Source organism: Tsuneonella sp. HG222 (assembly GCF_053819185.1).
This window is the reverse complement of sequence record NZ_JBSOQZ010000002.1, coordinates 856,832-874,025: the sequence shown is the minus strand read 5'-3', so window position 1 is coordinate 874,025 and position 17,194 is coordinate 856,832. Positions and strand designations below refer to the sequence as shown.

14 protein-coding genes, 1 tRNA gene and 1 pseudogene are annotated in these 17,194 nt (G+C 65.4%); 10 read left to right on the top strand and 6 right to left on the bottom strand.

What is annotated here, in order from left to right; genetic code table 11:
- Positions 1-27: 27 nt before the first annotated feature.
- The 4 genes from ACWPMZ_RS16040 to ACWPMZ_RS16025 form a co-directional block, all read right to left on the bottom strand.
- A complete protein-coding gene (locus ACWPMZ_RS16040) occupies positions 28-1,098 on the bottom strand; it encodes a creatininase family protein (protein WP_455705062.1) in 1,071 nt (356 codons plus the stop codon).
- Entirely contained in the window at positions 1,037-2,488 is a 1,452-nt protein-coding gene (locus tag ACWPMZ_RS16035) for a carboxylesterase/lipase family protein (protein ID WP_455705061.1), read from the bottom strand. The genes ACWPMZ_RS16040 and ACWPMZ_RS16035 overlap by 62 nt, the downstream gene beginning before the upstream one ends.
- Positions 2,489-2,645: 157 nt before the next feature.
- On the bottom strand, positions 2,646-5,465 hold the full coding sequence (locus ACWPMZ_RS16030) for a TonB-dependent receptor domain-containing protein (protein WP_455705060.1): 2,820 nt from the start codon (positions 5,463-5,465) through the stop codon (positions 2,646-2,648).
- A gap of 833 nt (positions 5,466-6,298) precedes the next feature.
- Positions 6,299-6,389, bottom strand: a tRNA-Ser gene (locus tag ACWPMZ_RS16025).
- Positions 6,390-6,498: 109 nt separating this feature from the next.
- Here ACWPMZ_RS16025 and ACWPMZ_RS16020 point away from each other — a divergent pair.
- From ACWPMZ_RS16020 to ACWPMZ_RS16010, 3 genes are read left to right on the top strand one after another with little or no spacing between them, the layout of a single operon-like run.
- A complete protein-coding gene (locus ACWPMZ_RS16020) occupies positions 6,499-6,903 on the top strand; it encodes a metallopeptidase family protein (RefSeq protein WP_455705059.1) in 405 nt (134 codons plus the stop codon).
- Positions 6,904-6,918: 15 nt separating this feature from the next.
- Complete coding sequence (locus ACWPMZ_RS16015; protein ID WP_455705058.1) at positions 6,919-7,824, top strand: peptidylprolyl isomerase; 906 nt, start codon at positions 6,919-6,921, stop codon at positions 7,822-7,824.
- A complete protein-coding gene (locus ACWPMZ_RS16010; RefSeq protein ID WP_455705057.1) occupies positions 7,821-8,135 on the top strand; it encodes a DUF1905 domain-containing protein in 315 nt (104 codons plus the stop codon). Before ACWPMZ_RS16015 ends, ACWPMZ_RS16010 begins: the two co-directional genes overlap by 4 nt.
- On the opposite strand, the gene ACWPMZ_RS16005 is transcribed toward ACWPMZ_RS16010, so the two are convergent.
- Positions 8,132-10,213, bottom strand: a complete 2,082-nt coding sequence (locus ACWPMZ_RS16005; protein ID WP_455705056.1) for a RelA/SpoT family protein — start codon at positions 10,211-10,213, stop codon at positions 8,132-8,134. The genes ACWPMZ_RS16010 and ACWPMZ_RS16005 overlap by 4 nt on opposite strands.
- Positions 10,214-10,502: 289 nt before the next feature.
- Here ACWPMZ_RS16005 and ACWPMZ_RS16000 point away from each other — a divergent pair.
- The 4 genes and pseudogenes from ACWPMZ_RS16000 to ACWPMZ_RS15985 all read left to right on the top strand — a co-directional run bounded on the left by ACWPMZ_RS16000 (position 10,503) and on the right by ACWPMZ_RS15985 (position 14,271).
- Positions 10,503-11,647, top strand: a pseudogene (locus tag ACWPMZ_RS16000) (aminotransferase).
- Between the two features lie 78 nt (positions 11,648-11,725).
- The gene (locus ACWPMZ_RS15995) at positions 11,726-13,159 is read left to right on the top strand and encodes a cytochrome ubiquinol oxidase subunit I (RefSeq protein WP_455705055.1); all 1,434 of its coding nucleotides are present in this window, start codon (positions 11,726-11,728) and stop codon (positions 13,157-13,159) included.
- Positions 13,159-14,154: a cytochrome d ubiquinol oxidase subunit II gene (gene cydB / locus ACWPMZ_RS15990; protein ID WP_455705054.1), complete on the top strand. Its 996-nt coding sequence runs from the start codon at positions 13,159-13,161 to the stop codon at positions 14,152-14,154. Before ACWPMZ_RS15995 ends, cydB begins: the two co-directional genes overlap by 1 nt.
- Positions 14,155-14,271, top strand: coding sequence for a DUF2474 domain-containing protein (locus ACWPMZ_RS15985; protein ID WP_455705053.1), 117 nt, complete (start codon positions 14,155-14,157; stop codon positions 14,269-14,271).
- A gap of 1 nt (position 14,272) precedes the next feature.
- On the opposite strand, the gene hemF is transcribed toward ACWPMZ_RS15985, so the two are convergent.
- A complete protein-coding gene (gene hemF / locus ACWPMZ_RS15980) occupies positions 14,273-15,130 on the bottom strand; it encodes an oxygen-dependent coproporphyrinogen oxidase (protein WP_455705052.1) in 858 nt (285 codons plus the stop codon).
- 117 nt (positions 15,131-15,247) lie between these two features.
- On the opposite strand from hemF, the gene pdeM reads away from it, so the two are divergent.
- From pdeM to ACWPMZ_RS15965, 3 genes are all read left to right on the top strand, one after another.
- A complete protein-coding gene (gene pdeM / locus ACWPMZ_RS15975) occupies positions 15,248-15,940 on the top strand; it encodes a ligase-associated DNA damage response endonuclease PdeM (protein WP_455705051.1) in 693 nt (230 codons plus the stop codon).
- Between the two features lie 75 nt (positions 15,941-16,015).
- Positions 16,016-16,558, top strand: coding sequence for a translation initiation factor IF-3 (gene infC / locus ACWPMZ_RS15970; protein ID WP_455705169.1), 543 nt, complete (start codon positions 16,016-16,018; stop codon positions 16,556-16,558).
- A gap of 68 nt (positions 16,559-16,626) precedes the next feature.
- A complete protein-coding gene (locus ACWPMZ_RS15965) occupies positions 16,627-17,190 on the top strand; it encodes a hypothetical protein (protein WP_455705050.1) in 564 nt (187 codons plus the stop codon).
- The last annotated feature ends 4 nt before the right edge of the window (positions 17,191-17,194 follow it).

Genomic DNA, 17,194 nt, shown 5'->3' with positions numbered 1-17,194 from the left:
GCGATGACCCTGCTAACCCAATGGCTCTTAGCGGCCGGCTGCGGGAAGCAGATCGCCGTACTTCTTTTCCAGCTTCTTGGTGAACTCGTCGCGCAGCCGCAACGCATTGAGCATGCCATTCACGTCGAAATCGGCAACCTGCGACTTGATGTAGGCAGCACCCTCGCGGCCCCACTGGGCGCGCTGTTCGGCGGTGATTGGGCGGACGTAACCGCCATGCTCCGAGGCATCGGCGATGAAATTGCCGGCCGGCGTTCCGGCGGTGGGCGGAACGAAGCGCGACAGGTTGCTCGGATCGCGCTCGAACTTGCGCTCCGGTTCGCTCAGTCCGATCGGAATATCGTTGAGGCGTCCAACCAGTTCATACGATCCGAAGGTGACCAGCTGCCGGCCATTGGCGGGGCCGCCGCCGCCGAAACCCGGAGCTTGCTGGCCCGGAGGCGTTGGCGCACGAACGAGATCGGTGCCCATCCACAGGACGGGCACGTGATGCTCATCGAAAGTCTCGCGTACCAGCGGCAGCATGGTGTTGCCCGACGGCCCGTGCGAGGTGAGGAACACGATGCGGCGGAACCCCTGCCTGATGAGCGACCGGGTGAGTGCCTTCAGGAAGGGCAACGTGTCCGAAGTCGACATGTAGACAGTCGCCGGACTGCTGGTGGTGCCACCCGGGTAGAAATAGGCCAGATAGGGGAGAACGAGCCCATCCCCTTCTTCCGCCATCTCGAGCGCGTAGGCGAGCGGTATGACGTATTCCACATCAGTGGGGCTACCGCCGTTGACCTCGGTAGGACCCACGGGGACGAAGATCACATCGTTGCGCTTGAGATATTCGGTCACTTCGTAGCCCGTGAGGGATGTAAGCAGGCGGGAGCGCATTTGCGGTGCCGCTGGCGCCGTGGCTTGCGCCTGGCTCCGGCTCTGTCCCTGCGCCTGAGCCTGCGCCGGAGCCACCGCCGCCAGTGCGACTGATGCTGCCAGAGCGGCCATGCCTTTGGCCGAACGCACCGACGAAATCCGTTTGATCATAGCAGCCTCATTGTTCGATGGATGAATGGGGTGGAAAAAGCCTGCAGACCGCACCGCGAAGATCCGCATCAGGCTCTGCGTTGGCGGGAAATGCACTCGAAAGGCGGAGGTAGCTCTTGCCGGCCGGCGTGTAGCGCGGCCATTCGGGAGGCCCTGCGCCGTTTGGATCGCCGGTCTTGGCGAAATTCGTCCAGTACTCGACCATCAGGTCCGACAGCTTGCGATCGGCGGGTTCGTAGGCGGCAGCGGAAAACCCCGTGCTCGACAGGTTGCCTAAGACGTAGGGCACCTCGAACGAGTGGGCCGCGCCTTGCGCTTCTCGCCCCGGCACGAACTGTTCGAACTGATACTGCCAGACGGGCAACCCGGCCGCGGCGATCCGCTGGACCAGGTCGACGGTACCGCATCGGAATGTGCTGTCGGTGGCGAACTGCTGCGCCGGCGTGCCCAGGATTGGGTCGGCCGGGGAACTGCGATAGAATGCTAGGCCGGAATTTGCTGCCGCGCCGAATGCGGCGTGAATTTCGTTCTCCAGCCGATCGTCGGCCGGGATGGCAAGGCCCTCGCGCGAGTTGCTGCCGACCAGCAATTGCACGCCCGATCCCTGCAGATCCGAAACCAGGTTTGCTGGAATTCCCTTGATTACATAGCCGTCTCGAACCGGCCCTAGCCGCATCGCAGAGCCGGCCGAGGCCGCCCGTTGCAGCACCTCGTCCTGACTGAGCTGCCGCAACCTGGAAATCGACTGCCCTGCGGCGAGGGAAAGGCCCTGCTGCTCGGCGCTTTCCAGTGCCGGGACGGTCATGCCGGTCAACGATGCACCGCTCTGGATGATGGCCCTGCGAAACAAGCCCCGCGCCCGTTGCGAGGTGACGAGATCGAGCACGCTTGCCCCACCTGCGGATTGGCCGAAAAGCGTGACGTTGCCGGGATCCCCACCGAACCCGGCAATATTGGCCGCCACCCAACGTAGCGCAGCGAGCTGGTCTTCGAGACCGAAGTTCCCGGACGAGCGGACATCGGATTGCGTGGTAAGATCCGGATGCGCCAGAAACCCGAAGATCCCCAATCGGTAATTCAGTGTGACCAGGATCACGCCTTCGTCCGCAAAGCGTGCTCCATCGTACGTGGGACTGGATCGCATGCCGTTGGCGAATGCCCCCCCGTGGATCCACACCATGACCGGCAGGCGTTTTCCTTCAGCGTCCGCCGGTGTCCAGATGTTCAGGTAAAGGCAGTCCTCGCGGCTGATTCCGGAGATCGCCGTTTGGCCGCGCAGCGCGGCCTGGGCACATGGGGGGCCGAATGCGTCAGCGTCCCGCACCCCAGTCCAGCGCGGCGCGCTGCGCGGGGAGCGCCAGCGCAATTCACCGACCGGCGGCGCCGCGTAGGGCACTCCCTTGTATGCATAACCTGAACCAGCGAGCACCCCGGCTACCGATCCGGTTGCCGTCGACACGACCGGAGCGCTCCGGCCCGGTCCGGACTGCGCCACTACCGGCGCGGCAAGCGCCAACAGTGTGCCCAGCAGGATGGCAGCCGCAGGCCGCAAGTTTACTCCTGCCACGGTAGTGCGCTTGCTGACGAGCGGGACACGTTTTCAGACCCGCTTTCGATCAAAGCTCGAACCGCAGGCCGACGCGATAGCTTCGCCCGAGAATGTCATACCAGGCATTGTTGTTGATCGCCGGAAGCGGAGGATCCTGGTCGAGCAGGTTGTTGATCGTTCCAAAAACTTCCATTCGGCGCCCTCCGTTGCCGAAGTCGTAGCTTGCGCTCAGGTTCACGTATCCGCGCGCGGGGATCGTGTTGTCGCTGATGCTGTTGACCAGCGTCGGGCTGTAGGCCGGATCATCGGGCCCGACCTGGGCGTTGTTGAAGTGGCTGGGGCTGATCCAGCGATACTGCAGGCTCGTCTCGAACCGCTCGCCGCGATAGGCCACTGTCGAATTGACCGCCCACTTCGGAACGCCGGCCGTACCGCCAAAGATCGCACCCGTCTGCCCGGCCCGGTTTACGCCATTGGGAAAAAGCAAGCTGATGTCGAAGGTGGAGCGATACTCGATGACGTGAGTGGCCTGCACATTGAACGTGATGCGACCTGCCGCGTCAGGCACGATCTCGTCCAGCGGCTGCACATAGGACGCGGCGAGATCCACACCACGCGTCTTGAATTGGGCAAAGTTGGCATTCTGCGCGACGACCGACTGCACCGCACCGGTGACGGGATTGTTGTTGGCGAACGTGATCAGGCCACAATAAGGACTGCTGAGGTCCGCAACCCCTGTGCCGAGGCAGTTGGTCAGGATCGTCCCCGCCCCCGTGGCGCCGATCGCGTCCTCGATCTTGATCTGGTAATAGTCGGCCGACAGCTGCAGGCGGTCGACGAACTTGGGTGTCAGCACCGCGCCAAAACTGAGAGTTCTTGCGGTTTCCGGGGCCAGGTTCACGTTGCCGCCGCTGAACGCGTCGTAGGCATATGCTGTCTGGCCCGCAAAAGCTGCACGCGGATCGTTGTAAATCGGCCGCGGAATTGCCGCCGTGGCTGCCGTGTACAGCTCCGGGATGCTGGGCGCACGGATGTCCCTCGAAAGGGTGCCGCGAAGCATGATGTCGTCGATCGGCCGCCAGATCAGGCCGCCCTTCCAGGTGGTGACAGTCCCCGAGCTGCTGTAGTCGGTCAGACGAACCGCCCCGTTCAGCTCGAGCGAACCGGTAAACCACTCATCACTGAGCAGTGGGACGATGGTTTCGGCGTAGACTTCCTTAACCTCTGTCCCGCGCTTGGGGAAGTTGCGCGTCCCCACCAGGAACGATCCGGCCTGCGTGAGCAGATCGACCTGCGTTCCAAATGTCTCTTCGCGATACTCCGCACCCACGCCGACCGAAACCGGACCAGCCCATACCGAGAAAGGCTCGCCGTTCACGTTGGCGGCCACTTCGAACAAGGTGGAGTTCGACACCGCGGTCGAGGATCCGAAGGCATAGGCGTAAGCTTCGGGGGTGTATTGCGCCCGGCCGAGAATATTGATCGGCTGACACCCCGCGGTCCGTGCGGCGGCATTGGAGCAAACGATCTGACCGTTCAATGACACCGCGTTGATGGCATTCAGGAAGTTCGCCGTGTTGGCGATGTTGGTCTGCTCGGCGATATTGCGGTTCTTGCCATACTGGACGACCAGGTCCCACCGCCAGGCGTTACCGATCTTGCCCTTGAGCCCGCCTGAAATGCTATAGGTCTCGCTCTCGCTGCGAATTCGCGGCGGTCCGAAGTCGTTACCGAGATAGCCGATGCTCAACGAGCCGTTGGCAGGGATCAGCGCGAGTTGCGCGGGTGTCAGCGCAGCCTGCAGGTAGGGATTATTCCGGCTGAGGGAGAGCGGGCCGGAGGTTCCTCCGGTCGCGGCGCGAATCTGCGCCCCTACGTTTCTGCCGATCGCATTGGAAAACAGGCCGCGGGCCCACACCATCAGGCCGTCCGTGATGTCGAACTCGCTGTGGGCGGCGATACTGTAGCGCTGGGTTTCCGGGCGAAGGACCTGATAGGGCGGCGTTCCCGTGCCCCCGACCATATTGGTCCCGATCTGGCCTTGGAACTGGCCGGCATTGAAGGGAACAGTCGTTGCCGTTCCGTTCGGCCCGATCACAAACTGCAGGTTGCGCAGCGCTGCCGGGTTCCCCGCCGCATTGGGTACGATCAGACCACCTGGCGTAAGCATGCCGAATGTCACATCGTCAGTCAGCAGTGCAGCGGGAAGGCCAGCGGCGCGGCTGGTCGGCAGGTTTACGACGCTGACGTTGCGGCGCCCCCACTCCCGATCGAGGTTGAACAGACCCGTCCCGTCGTTGTGGTGGAATTCACCGCCGACGATGAACCGGCCGCGCCCGTCGGCAAAGCCAGTGCCCCACGCCAGCGCGCCGAAGAAGTCGCTCGCATCCCCGTATCGCGTCTGCCCGACCTGAACTGTGCCTTTCAGCCGATCAAGCGATGTGTTGAGTTGAAGATTGACCACGCCGGCGATCGCGTCGGATCCATAAGCCGCCGAAGCGCCGCCGGTGACCGCGTCGATCCGGCCGATGAGCGCGGAAGGAATGAGGTTGAGGTCGGTGGCCCCTGCAGTTGCTGATCCCGGGGGATTGACGGCCGGGAGACGCATACGGTCGAGCAGCACGAGCGTGCGCACCGAGCCAAGCCCGCGAAGGTCGACCCTGTTGATGCCCGAGTTGCCGATGCCGCCGCCCTCAGGGGCTTGGCTGCGGCGGAAAGAGGGAATTTCGTTGATGACGTCGGCAACGTTGACCGCGGCGCGGTCTTCCAGCGTCTCCGTGCCAATGACGACGGTCGGCGAAGGTGCAACAAAACCCGCTCGGTCGATACGCGAACCGGTGACGACGATAGGTTGATCCGCTTCGTCGCCGGCGTCCGCAGCGATCACGTCGTCGCTCTGATCGCTGACGACTCCGCTTTCCTCAGCTGTACGAGGGCTCCCCCGGTCCGACGGAGCCTGTTGAGCTAGCGCCGGCGCTGCATATGCCAGGGCGCACGCACTCGCCAACAACAATGAAATCGGCCTCATCAGTCCACTCTCCCAAGCGAAATATTGGTAATGCCAATCGCATGGGAACGCCGGTTACACAAATCAATGCATTTTATGGTAGTGCATAAATTTCCGACATACTCGCCGTAGGCTGTAAGGCGCTAACCGCAGGTTCGCCTTAGACAGGCCTTCCGCGAGGTATGGCTACGCCGCCATATTGGCCTGACCACGAATGAGGATTTCCCGCTGCAATGGCCAAATACCCTCGGGTGGATCCGCTAAAACTTGCGGCTCATCTCGAATAAGCAGTTGACCGCAAAGCGCCGACCCTAGTCGGTGGAAATCCGGCGTGACCGGTTATGGCGATCAGACGCCCTGTTCAGGGCGACATCGCTCTGCTGTTACGTCGACCAAATCGCTTGTTCCGCAAATAACAGGAAACGGTAATTTGGCCGGCGTAAGTTTCCGAAATTGCCGGGAAATCTGGGGCGGCGCAATTATTTGGGCGAATTGATTTGAGCCAAAAAAGTTCAGTCTTTTTCCTTGTTCTTCCCTCAAAAGGAAACCGTACCGATGTTGATCGACGCGGATACTGGCCCCGCAAAGCCGATCCGGAATAGGCGAAGATCGAGGCCAAAGTGTCCTGCCTGGACGCCTTACCGCCCGCTGGACAGCCTGTTCCCCGGCCTTTCGCGGGGCGCCTGTGAGCGGAGACGAGTGCTAGGGATGTGTGGCGGAGCGGGAGGGATTCGAACCCTCGATACGGGGTTACCGTATACACACTTTCCAGGCGTGCGCCTTCGACCACTCGGCCACCGCTCCATCTCGTTCGCGCTGATGCCGCGCTGTTCAGCGTGACGGGCGGTCCGGAGAACGCGCGCCCTAGCGGCAGCGGCTTGCGGTGGCAAGGATGCGCGTTATGGCATGCGGCATGATGCGCACGTTCGGCCCTCCCCCCTCGGCCGCCGAGATCGAGACACTGGCGCGGGCCGCGCTCGAACGGTTGCCGGAGCAGTTTCGCCGGCATCTTGGCGATATCGTCCTGCAAGTGGAGGATTTCGCCGAGGACGACGTTCTGGCCGATCTGGGAATCGAAGACCCCTTCGAGTTGTCCGGTCTGTATGAAGGCCGTGCCCTGACGGAGAAGTCGATCGAAGAATCGGGTTCAATGCCCGACCGGATCTTCCTCTACCGCCGGCCCCTGCTGGATGAATGGGCCGAGCGCGGAGACGTGACGATGGAAGACCTGGTGACGCATGTCCTGGTGCACGAGGCCGGCCATCACTTCGGCCTGTCGGACGACGACTTGCATGCGCTTGAGGATGCGGCCGGGTAGCGGCAGGATGGCGCGATGAGAATCGCCCTTGCAGCAGCGCTGCTCACCCTTCCCGCTCCCGTATTGGCGCAGGAAGCCCGGCCCGAACCCGCCACCCCCGCTTCAGTCGTGGCCGCTGCTACACCTTCGGAGTGGAAGGCGATCGATCGCGCCGACCTTCTGGTGATGGACTTGGCGCCCGATCCCGCGGGCAATGAGCGGCGGGTGGTGATCCAGCTTATCCCCGCGCCTTTCAGCCAGGGCTGGGTCGGGAACATCCGAAAGCTGGCGCAGGGGCATTGGTGGGACGGCACGAGCGTCTACCGCGTGGTCGACAACTGGGTCAGCCAGTGGGGCGATGTCGAGGAGACAAAGCCGATGCCTGCTGGCGTAACGGACCAGCCCGACGATACCTACACCGCGCCCGCCTTCGCCGCGCCCGAACTGACCCTGAGCGACAGTTATGCGAAAGGCGCCGGCTTCGACGGGGGCTGGCCCGTGGGCTTTGCCGAGAGCGCCATATGGCCGCTGCACTGCTACGGCGCGGTCGGGGTCGCCCGGTCGGTCGGAAGCGGTGGGACCGGCTCCGAGCTTTATGCCGTCATCGGCCACGCTCCGCGCCAGCTCGATCGTAACATCGCCGTGGTCGGGCGGGTGATCGAGGGTATCGAGCACCTGTCCACCCTGCCCCGCGGTCCGTCGGCGACGAACGGTGTGTACGACGACGCTGCGCAGCGTACGCCGATACTCTCGGCGAGGCTCGCGAACGATATGGCGGACGGTGCCCCTCTCCGCTTCGAATATCTCGACAGCGCAAGCGACAGCTTCAAGCGCTACGTCGAGGTGCGGGCCAACCGCAAGGACCCGTTCTACCTCCACCCGGCGGGCGGGATCGACGTGTGCAACGTCCAGCCGCCGGTTCGCCGCATGCCGGCCGGATGACCCTGGTCCGCTTCCGCGCACCGCTGCAATCGATGGTGATCGAGGAGGGCATGGCGCCCATCGCCTTCGTCTACCTGACTGAGGAGGCGGCGGAGCAGGTTACCGGACACGAATTGGAGCGGCGGCTGGAGCTGGGCAAGAGGCGCGGCTTCGGCTCGGTCAAGGTCGTGGTCCGGCTGGGCGAGAGTACGTGGCAGACTTCGGTCTTCCCATCGCAGGGCAAATGGTTTCTGCCGGTCAAGAAGGCGATGCGACTGGCCGAAGGCCTGTCCGAAGGAGACAGCGCCGAGATCGAGCTCGAGCTACTCTAGATCCGCTCCGCCTGGGCCACGGCCTCGCTGGCGCGCAGGGCACTGACGATGCGGGTCAGGTGGGCCAGGTCCGACACCTCGATTTCCACATCGTAGGTGTGGAACGGATCGTCCCGCTGCGTGAGCACGAGATTGAGCACGTTGGCGCGGTTGTGCGCGAAGATGCCGGCCATTTCCGCCAGCGTACCGGGCCGGTGGTAGAGCACGACGCGCAGCCGGCCGACCGCGCCCTGCGAACGTTCGCCCCACGACAGGTCGACCCAGTCGGCGTCAATCCCGCTGGCGAGTTCGAGGCAGTCGATTGCATGGACGCAGACCCGCTCGCCGGGCTGGCGCAGGCCGACGATGCGGTCGCCCGGCACCGGGTGGCAGCAATCGGCCAGCGCGAAGCCGACGCCCGGCGTCAGCCCCTTGATCGAGATCGCCCGTTCCTGCGGCGGGAGTTCGGGCAGGTCGGCGGTGCTGCCGGGTACGAGAGCTTCCATCACCTCGCGGTCGGACAGCTTGGCGCTGCCGATCAGCAGCATCAGTTCGTCCTCGTCCCCGAGCTCCAGCCGGGTGACGGCGGCCTTGATCGCCTTGCGGCCGATCCGCGCGGGGACCCGGTTGGCGATGTCGTCGAACAGCTTGCGGCCGATCGCCTCGACCTCTTCGCGCTCCTTCGCCCGCACGGCACGGCGGATCGCGGCGCGCGCCTTGCCGGTGGTCACGAACCCCAGCCATGAGAGCTGCGGCTCGGCCGACTTGCCCTTGACGATTTCGACCACGTCGCCGTTGTGCAGCGGGGTGCGCAGCGGCATGTGCCGGCCGTTGATCTTGGCGCCCACCGTCTGCGCGCCGAGGTCTGTATGCACCGCGAAGGCGAAATCCACCGCGGTCGCGCCCTTGGGTAGCTGGAACAGGGCACCCTTGGGGGTGAAGGCGAAGATGCGATCGGCGTAGATCGCCATCCGGGTATGTTCGAGCAGTTCCTCGGCATCGTGGCTCGCGTCCACGATCTCGATCAGGTCACGCAGCCAGCCGACCTGCCCGTCGGGCCGGTCGCCCTGCTTGTAGGCCCAGTGCGCGGCGAGGCCGAACTCGTTGCGGCGGTGCATCTCGCGGGTGCGGATCTGCACCTCGACCCGCATCGAGCTTTCGTAGATCAGCGTCGTGTGCAGGCTGCGATAGCCGTTCGACTTGGGGGTCGAGATGTAGTCCTTGAAGCGGCCGGGCACGAACTGCCAGACGTTGTGCAGCACGCCCAGCGCGCGGTAGCTGTCCTCGACGCTTTCGGTGACGACCCGGAAGGCCATGATGTCGGAGATCTGCTCGAAGCTGACGTGGCGCTCGGCCATCTTGCGCCAGATTGAATAGGGGTGCTTCTCCCGCCCCGAAACCTCGACCTGGACGCCGGCTTCGGCCAGCGCCTGCTTGATCTTCAGCGCGATCGCATCGACCTGGCCGGTGGCGCTGGCACGGATCTGCTCCAGCCGCCCGGTGATCGTGGCATAGGCTTCGGGCTCCAGCTGCTCAAACGCCAGGAGCTGCATCTCGCGCATGTACTCGTACATGCCCACCCGCTCGGCCAGCGGGGCGTAGATATCCATCGTCTCGCGGGCGATGCGCTTGCGCTTGTCGGGGCTCTTGATGAAGTGCAGCGTGCGCATGTTGTGCAGCCGGTCGGCTAGCTTGACCAGCAGGACCCGCAGGTCCTCGCTCATGGCGAGAAGGAACTTGCGCAGGTTCTCGGCCGCCCGCTCGTCGTCGGTCATCGTCTCGATCTTCGAGAGCTTGGTGACCCCGTCGACCAGCCGCGCGATGTTGGGACCGAACTGCGCCTCGACGTCCTCGATCGTCGCCAGCGTGTCTTCCACGGTATCGTGGAGCAGCGCGGTGATGACCGTTTCCTGGTCGAGCTTGAGGTCGGTCATCAGTCCGGCGACCTCGACCGGATGGCTGAAGTAGGGGTCGCCGCTGGCCCGCTTCTGGCTGCCGTGCTTCTGCACGGTATAGACGTAGGCGCGATTGAGCAGCGCCTCGTCGGCGTCGGGATCGTATTCCTTGACCCGTTCGACCAGTTCGTACTGTCTCAGCATACCGGGCAAGATGTGGGGCGATGCCACGCACGGCAAGCGGAAAGAGCGCCTGGCCGTTGCAAAGAATGCAACATCATGGCCGGCGCGGCGCGAAAGGTGACACGAAGTATACACCTGGGCGCGGCGATCCCGCCTGCCGCCCGTCCCCTCGCGACCACTCAAGGCGTGCCGAACACAAGGACCGGTGGCCGGGCGAATCCATCCAGTGTGCGTGGCATACCTGACAGGTTGTAGGAAAGCGGATTGCACACGCTTGCCGGACTCCGCCCGGTGCGGCAGGTGTTGCGCGATGCGCCTGCCGCCCCTTCCCGCCGACACGGTGTTCGACCGCGTTTCGGCGCTCGCCCGGGAAACCGGGGCGATCAACCTGGGCCAGGGATTCCCCGAGATCGAGCATGCGCCCGAGTTGCTGGCTGCCGCGCAGCGCGCGCTGGTCGAGCATGGCAACCAGTATCCGCCAATGCGCGGGCTGATCGAACTGCGGCAGGCGGTGGCGGCTTATTACGCGCAGGAACAGGGCCTTGCGGTCGATCCTTCGGAAGTGATCGTGACATCGGGCGCTACCGAGGCGCTGGCGGCGGCGATCATGGCTTTCGTCGGCCCCGGCGACGAGGCGGTGATCTTCCAGCCGTTCTACGACGCCTACCTGCCGCTCATCCAGCGGGCCGGCGGCACCGCGCGGATCGTGCCGCTGCAACCGCCCGCCTGGTCGATACCGTTCGATCTGCTCGAGGCCGCCATCGGCCCGCGAACCCGCGCGATCGTCATCAACACCCCGAACAACCCCACCGGGACCCTGCTCGGCCGCACCGATCTGGAGCGGCTCGGCGCCTTGTGCGAGGCGCACGATCTCGTCCTTATCGCCGACGAGGTGTGGGAAGGCATGATCCTCGACGGGCAAGCCACGTCTCCCCGTTCCACGTCCCGGCGCTGCGCGACCGCTCGATCAAGATCGGCTCGGCCGGCAAGATCTTCTCGCTGACCGGTTGGAAGGTCGGCTGGGCGGTCGCCGCCCCGGCGCTCGCCGCGCTCGTCGCCGGCCAGCACCAGTTCCTGACCTTCACCACCGCCGTGCCGCTGCAATGGGCGGTGGCCGAAGGCCTGGCGCTGCCGCCCGCATGGCACCGCGACCACCGCGCTCGCTATGCCCGTGCGAAGGACAGGCTGGTGAACGGCCTGGAAGAGGCCGGATACGCGGTCCTGCCGAGCCAGGCGACCTGGTTCGTCACCATCGATCTCGCCGCATCCGGCCTTGCGCCGGACGACGAGGCGGTGGCCGAACGGATGATCCGCGAGGCGGGCGTGGCGGCAATCCCGGTCAGCGCCTTTTGCGGCCCGGATGCACAGCGCGGTTTCCTGCGCCTGTGCTTCGCCAAGGAAGACGCAACGCTCGATGCCGCGTTGGAACGATTGAGGAAATTTCGTCCGAGCTGATGCAAGTTGCGTTCGGCGCAACAGCCGTTCGACTTTACGGTTTTGCAACTGCCGGCCAAGGGGTCTAGCCCTTCGGCCATGGACCTCGACGCTCTCCTGCTAGCGAGACTCCAGTTCGCCTTCACGGTGAGCTTCCACTTCATTTTCCCGGCGTTCTCGATCGGTCTGGCGAGTTACCTCGCCGTGCTGGAAGGCCTCTGGCTCAAGACCGGCAGGCAGGCCTATCTCGACCTGTTCCGTTTCTGGCTGAAGATCTTCGCGGTCGCCTTCGCGATGGGCGTCGTCTCGGGCATCGTCATGTCCTACCAGTTCGGCACCAACTGGGCGGTGTTCAGCGACAAGGCAGGGCCGGTCATCGGCCCGCTGATGGCCTACGAGGTGCTGACCGCCTTCTTCCTCGAGGCAGGGTTCCTCGGCGTCATGCTGTTCGGCATGAACAAGGTGGGCAAGCGCCTGCACTTTGCCGCGGCCCTGATGGTCGCGCTCGGCACTTTCGTCAGCGCGTTCTGGATCCTTTCGGTCAATTCCTGGATGCAGACCCCCACCGGCTACGAGATCGCCGCCAACGGGCAGTTCGTGCCGGGACCAAGCTGGTGGGCGATCGTGTTCAACCCCAGCTTCCCCTTCCGCCTCATGCACACTGTCACCGCGGCCTACCTCACCACGGCGTTCGTCGTCGGCGCGACCGGCGCCTGGCACCTGTTGAAGGACCGGCACGAGCCGCACGCCCGGATCATGTTCAGCATGGCGATGTGGATGGCCGCCATCGCCACCCCGGTGCAGATATTCCTGGGCGATGCACACGGGCTCAACACGCTCGAGCATCAGCCGGCCAAGGTGATGGCGATGGAAGGCCACTACACCAGCCACCCCGATGGCGCGCCGCTGATCCTGTTCGGCTTTCCCGACAGCGCGGCGGGTGAGGTGAAATATGCGGTCGAGATACCGAAGGCGTCCAGCCTGATCCTCAAGCACGATCCCGATGCCCCGCTGGCCGGCCTGGACACGATCGCGCCGGAAGACCGGCCGCCGGTCGGCCCGGTGTTCTGGGCCTTCCGGATCATGGTCGGGATCGGCTTCGCCATGCTGGGCATCGGGATGTGGAGCCTGCTCGCCCGCATGCGCGGCAGGCTGTTCGACTGGACCTGGCTGCATCGCGCAGCGCTGCTGATGGGGCCGAGCGGGTTCGTGGCCGTCATCGCCGGGTGGGTAACGACCGAAGTGGGCCGCCAGCCGTGGACGATCTATGGCCTGTTGCGCACCGCCGAAAGCGCCAGCCCGCTCGATGCGCCGGCGCTTGCCGCGTCGCTGACCGCTTTCGTCGTCGTGTACTTCGCGGTCTTCGGGGCCGGCACCTGGTATATTCTGCGGCTGATGGGCGACGGCGTCCAGACCGGCGAGAGCGGGCCGGACCGCGGGGTCGCCGGGCCGATCCGCACCGCAGGCGTCACGCCGGCCTCGCAACAGGCGGCCGGCGGCGCGCCGCGCACGGAGGGGGAGACCGAACGCTGATGGACCTGACCGTCGTCTGGGCCTTCGTGATCGCCTTCGCGGTCTTCGCCTACGTGGTGATGGACGGGTTCGACCTGGGCATCGGCATCCTCTTCCCTACGGTGACGGTCGGTCACGGGCGCAACCGGGCGATGAATTCGATCGCGCCGGTGTGGGACGGCAACGAGACCTGGCTGGTGCTGGGCGGCGGCGGGTTGATGGCGGCCTTCCCGCTGGCCTACGCGGTGATCCTGCCGGCCACATATCCGCTGATCATCGCCATGCTGCTGGGCCTGGTGTTCCGCGGCGTCGCCTTCGAGTTTCGCTGGCGCGACGAACGGCATCGCGCGTTCTGGGACCTGGCGTTCTTCGCCGGATCGCTCGTCGCGGCGATGAGCCAGGGCATGGTGCTCGGCGCGATCCTGCAGGGCATCGAGGTCGTCGATCGCGCTTATGCCGGCTCGTGGTGGGACTGGCTCACCCCCTATACCCTGCTGACCGGGCTCGGCACCGTCGCCGGTTACGCGCTGCTCGGCGCGACCTGGATGATCTGGAAGCTGGAGGGCGAGGTGCAGGATCACGCCCGCCGCCTGGCGGTGCGCGCCGGCATCGCCACGCTGCTGCTGATGGGCGCGGTGAGCGCCTACAACCTGGCACTACTGCCCCAGTACCGCGCCCATTGGCTCGAGATGCCGAACATCCTGTTCGCCAGCCAGGTGCCGCTGCTGACGCTGATCGCCGCCTATTTCCTGTTCCGGACAATCCGCAAGGGCGGCGAACTGGCGCCGTTCCTGCTTTCGCTGGGCCTGTTCTTCATGGGAATGGCGGGCCTTGGCGTAACCATCTGGCCCAACGTCGTGCCGCCTGCGGTCAGCATCTGGGATGCCGCCGCGCCCGAAAGCAGCCAGGCGTTCATGCTGGTCGGCGTGGCGCTGACGCTGCCGCTCATCCTCGGCTACACCGGCTGGGCCTACTGGGTATTTCGCGGCAAGGTCGGCGCGGACGGCTATCACTAGATGGAGGCCGACCGCGCTCCGCTGTGGAAACGGCTCGCCTGGATGGCGGCGATCTGGGCGGTCAGCGTCGCGGCCCTGGGCCTCGTCGCCTGGGTGCTGCGCCTGTGGATCGCCTGATCTAGCTCCAGGTCACCTCGGGCGGCAGGCTCATCAGGATCGCGTCGATGTTGCCGCCGGTCTTGAGGCCGAAAAGCGTGCCCCGGTCGTAGACCAGGTTGAATTCGACGTAGCGGCCGCGCCACTCCTTCTGCGCCGCCTTGTCCTCGGGCGTCCATTCCATGCCCATCCGCTTACGCACCAGGCGGGGAAACACGTCTAGGAAGGCGCTGCCGACATCGCGGGTGAACGCGAAGTTGCGGTCGAAGGCGGCCAAATCGTCGCATTCCAGGTGGTCGTAGAAGATCCCTCCCACGCCTCGCGCAACGCCGCGATGGGGGATGAAGAAGTATTCGTCGGCCCACTTGCTGAACCTGTCGTAGTAGGTCGGGTTGTGGCCCGCGCAGGCGGCGCGGAAGGCGGCGTGGAATTCCGCCGTATCCTCTTCGTAGGGGATCGGCGGATTTAGGTCCGCCCCGCCGCCGAACCAGGCCCGGCTGGTGGTAAGGAAGCGGGTGTTCATATGCACTGCGGGCACGTGCGGGTTGGCCATGTGCGCGACCAGGCTGATGCCGGTGGCGGTGAAGCCGGGGTTGTCTTCGCTCGCGCCGTTGACCGTGGCGGCGAAGCCGGGCGCGAAATCGCCCGACACGGTGCTGACGTTGACGCCGACCTTCTCGAACACCTTGCCCTTCATCACCCCGCGCACGCCGCCGCCGCCGTCGATGCCCTCATCGGCCTCGCGATCCCACGGGATGTAGTCGAACCGGGCGTCCGAGCCGGCCTCGCGCTCGATCATCTCGAAGGCAGCGCAGATCTGGTCGCGCAGGCTTTCGAACCATGCGCGGGCCTCGGCGGTTTGCTGGGTCCAGTCGGTCATTCGCTCTCTCGTTGCGTCCAGGGGGCCGATGGCAGCCGGCGGCGCGGCCGGCATTTACCACGATCAAGCCGTCGCAGGTCCCTTGCCAAGCGGAATCGCATGAGGCAAGTGCGGCCCATGGTTCCCCTTTCGTTCGCCGGTGAAGAATTTGCCATCACGCAGGGCCGCGCGCTCTACTGGCCGCGCGAGCAGGCGCTGCTGGTGGCAGACCTGCACCTCGAGAAGGCGAGCTTCTTCGCCCGCCACGGGCAGATGCTGCCCCCTTACGACAGCCGCGAGACCCTCGAACGGCTGGCGCTGGCCATCCGCGAAACCGGGGCGCGGCGCGTCTACACGCTGGGCGACAATTTCCATGATTCCTACGGGACCGAGCGGCTCGAGCCGCACGCCGCCGGGATGCTCGCCGCGCTGGTGCGGGCGACTGACTGGGTGTGGATCACCGGCAACCACGACCCCCAGATGGAGGCTGCCGCCGGCGGCACGCTGGTCGACGAGCTCGAGCTTGCCGGCATCATCCTGCGCCACCGGGCCCGCAAGGGGGAGACGAAGGCGGAACTGTCGGGCCATTATCACCCGCGCTTTCAGGTGCGCGTGCGCGACCGCGCGATCCGCCGCCCCTGCGCGGTGATCGGCGCGGGAGAGAACGGTGCGGCGCGCATGATCCTGCCGGCCTACGGGGCACTGACAGGCGGGATGAACGCGGCCGATCCGGCCATCCTGGCCGCCTTACAGCCCTCGCGCGCGATCGACGCCGTGGTCCCGGCGGGTGGCAAGCTTGCAACGTTTCCGCTGTGGCGCAAGGCGGCCTGACCTTAGCCTTTGCCGAATCCGCGTTTCATCCCTAAGTAGCGCGCATTCACATCGGCAATTCCAGGAGACTGCCCCATAGCCCGTCCCCCCCGGCGCACACTTCAGCCGCCCGTAAAGAGCGGCCCGCGCTACGATAATCTCATTCAGTCCGACAAGGTTCGCGTCATCGACGAGAACGGTGAGAACCTCGGCGTCATGTACACCGCAGAAGCGATGGAACAGGCGGCCGGAGTCGGACTCAACCTGGTCGAGATTTCTCCCAACGCCGATCCGCCGGTGGCCAAGTTCCTCGACGTGGGCAAGCACCGCTACGAGGCGCAGAAGAAGGCCAACGCCGCGCGCAAGTCCCAGAAGACGCAGGAGATCAAGGAGATCAAGCTACGTCCGAACATCGACACGCACGACTATGACGTGAAGATGCGCAGCGTGATCAAGTTCCTCGAGGAAGGCGACAAGGTGAAGATGACCCTGCGCTTCCGCGGACGCGAAATGGCGCATCAGGAACTGGGCATCGACCTGCTGCGCAAGGTGCAGGACGACATGCAGGAACTGGCCAAGGTGGAAAGCTTCCCGCGCCTGGAAGGCCGCCAGATGGTGATGGTGCTGGCGCCGAAGTAGCGCCCAGGAAGTTCGAAATCCGGGACGGGGCGCGGAACGGCGCCCCGCCGTGGTCCGTTCTGCGATCCATGACGAGAACCATCATCGGGCTGTCGAGCGCGCTGGCCCTCGCCGCGTGCGGATCGCCCGCCCCCTCCCCTTCCACCGAAGCCGGCGATACGGCCGCGCCGGTCGAAACCCCGGCCCCCGTCGTTTCGGGCGAACCTACACCGCCAGCGGCAAGTCCAGGCACTCCCGAGGCGGATCCGTCGCAGCCGGCGAATGCCGAGGAAAAGGCCGCGCGCGGCGTTCTGCTCGAATGGGCGCGCTCGCTCGAAGTCGGCCAGCTCGATCGCACCTGGGCCACCTGGGGCAAGGATGCCGAGGCGCGCAGCGGCATGACTCGCGCACAGCACGACGCCTACTGGCAGCGCTTCAAGACCATCACCATCGCCATGCCCACGGGGACGACCGATGGCGCCGCCGGCTCGCTCTACTACACCGCTCCGACCACGGTCGTCGGCAAGACGCAGGACGGTCGGCCCTATCGGCTTGAAGGCGAAGTCGTACTGCGCCGGGTCAACGATGTGCCCGGCGCCAGCGCGGACCAGCTCGCCTGGCACATCGAGAAGGTCGATCTGAACCCGGCCTAGTGCC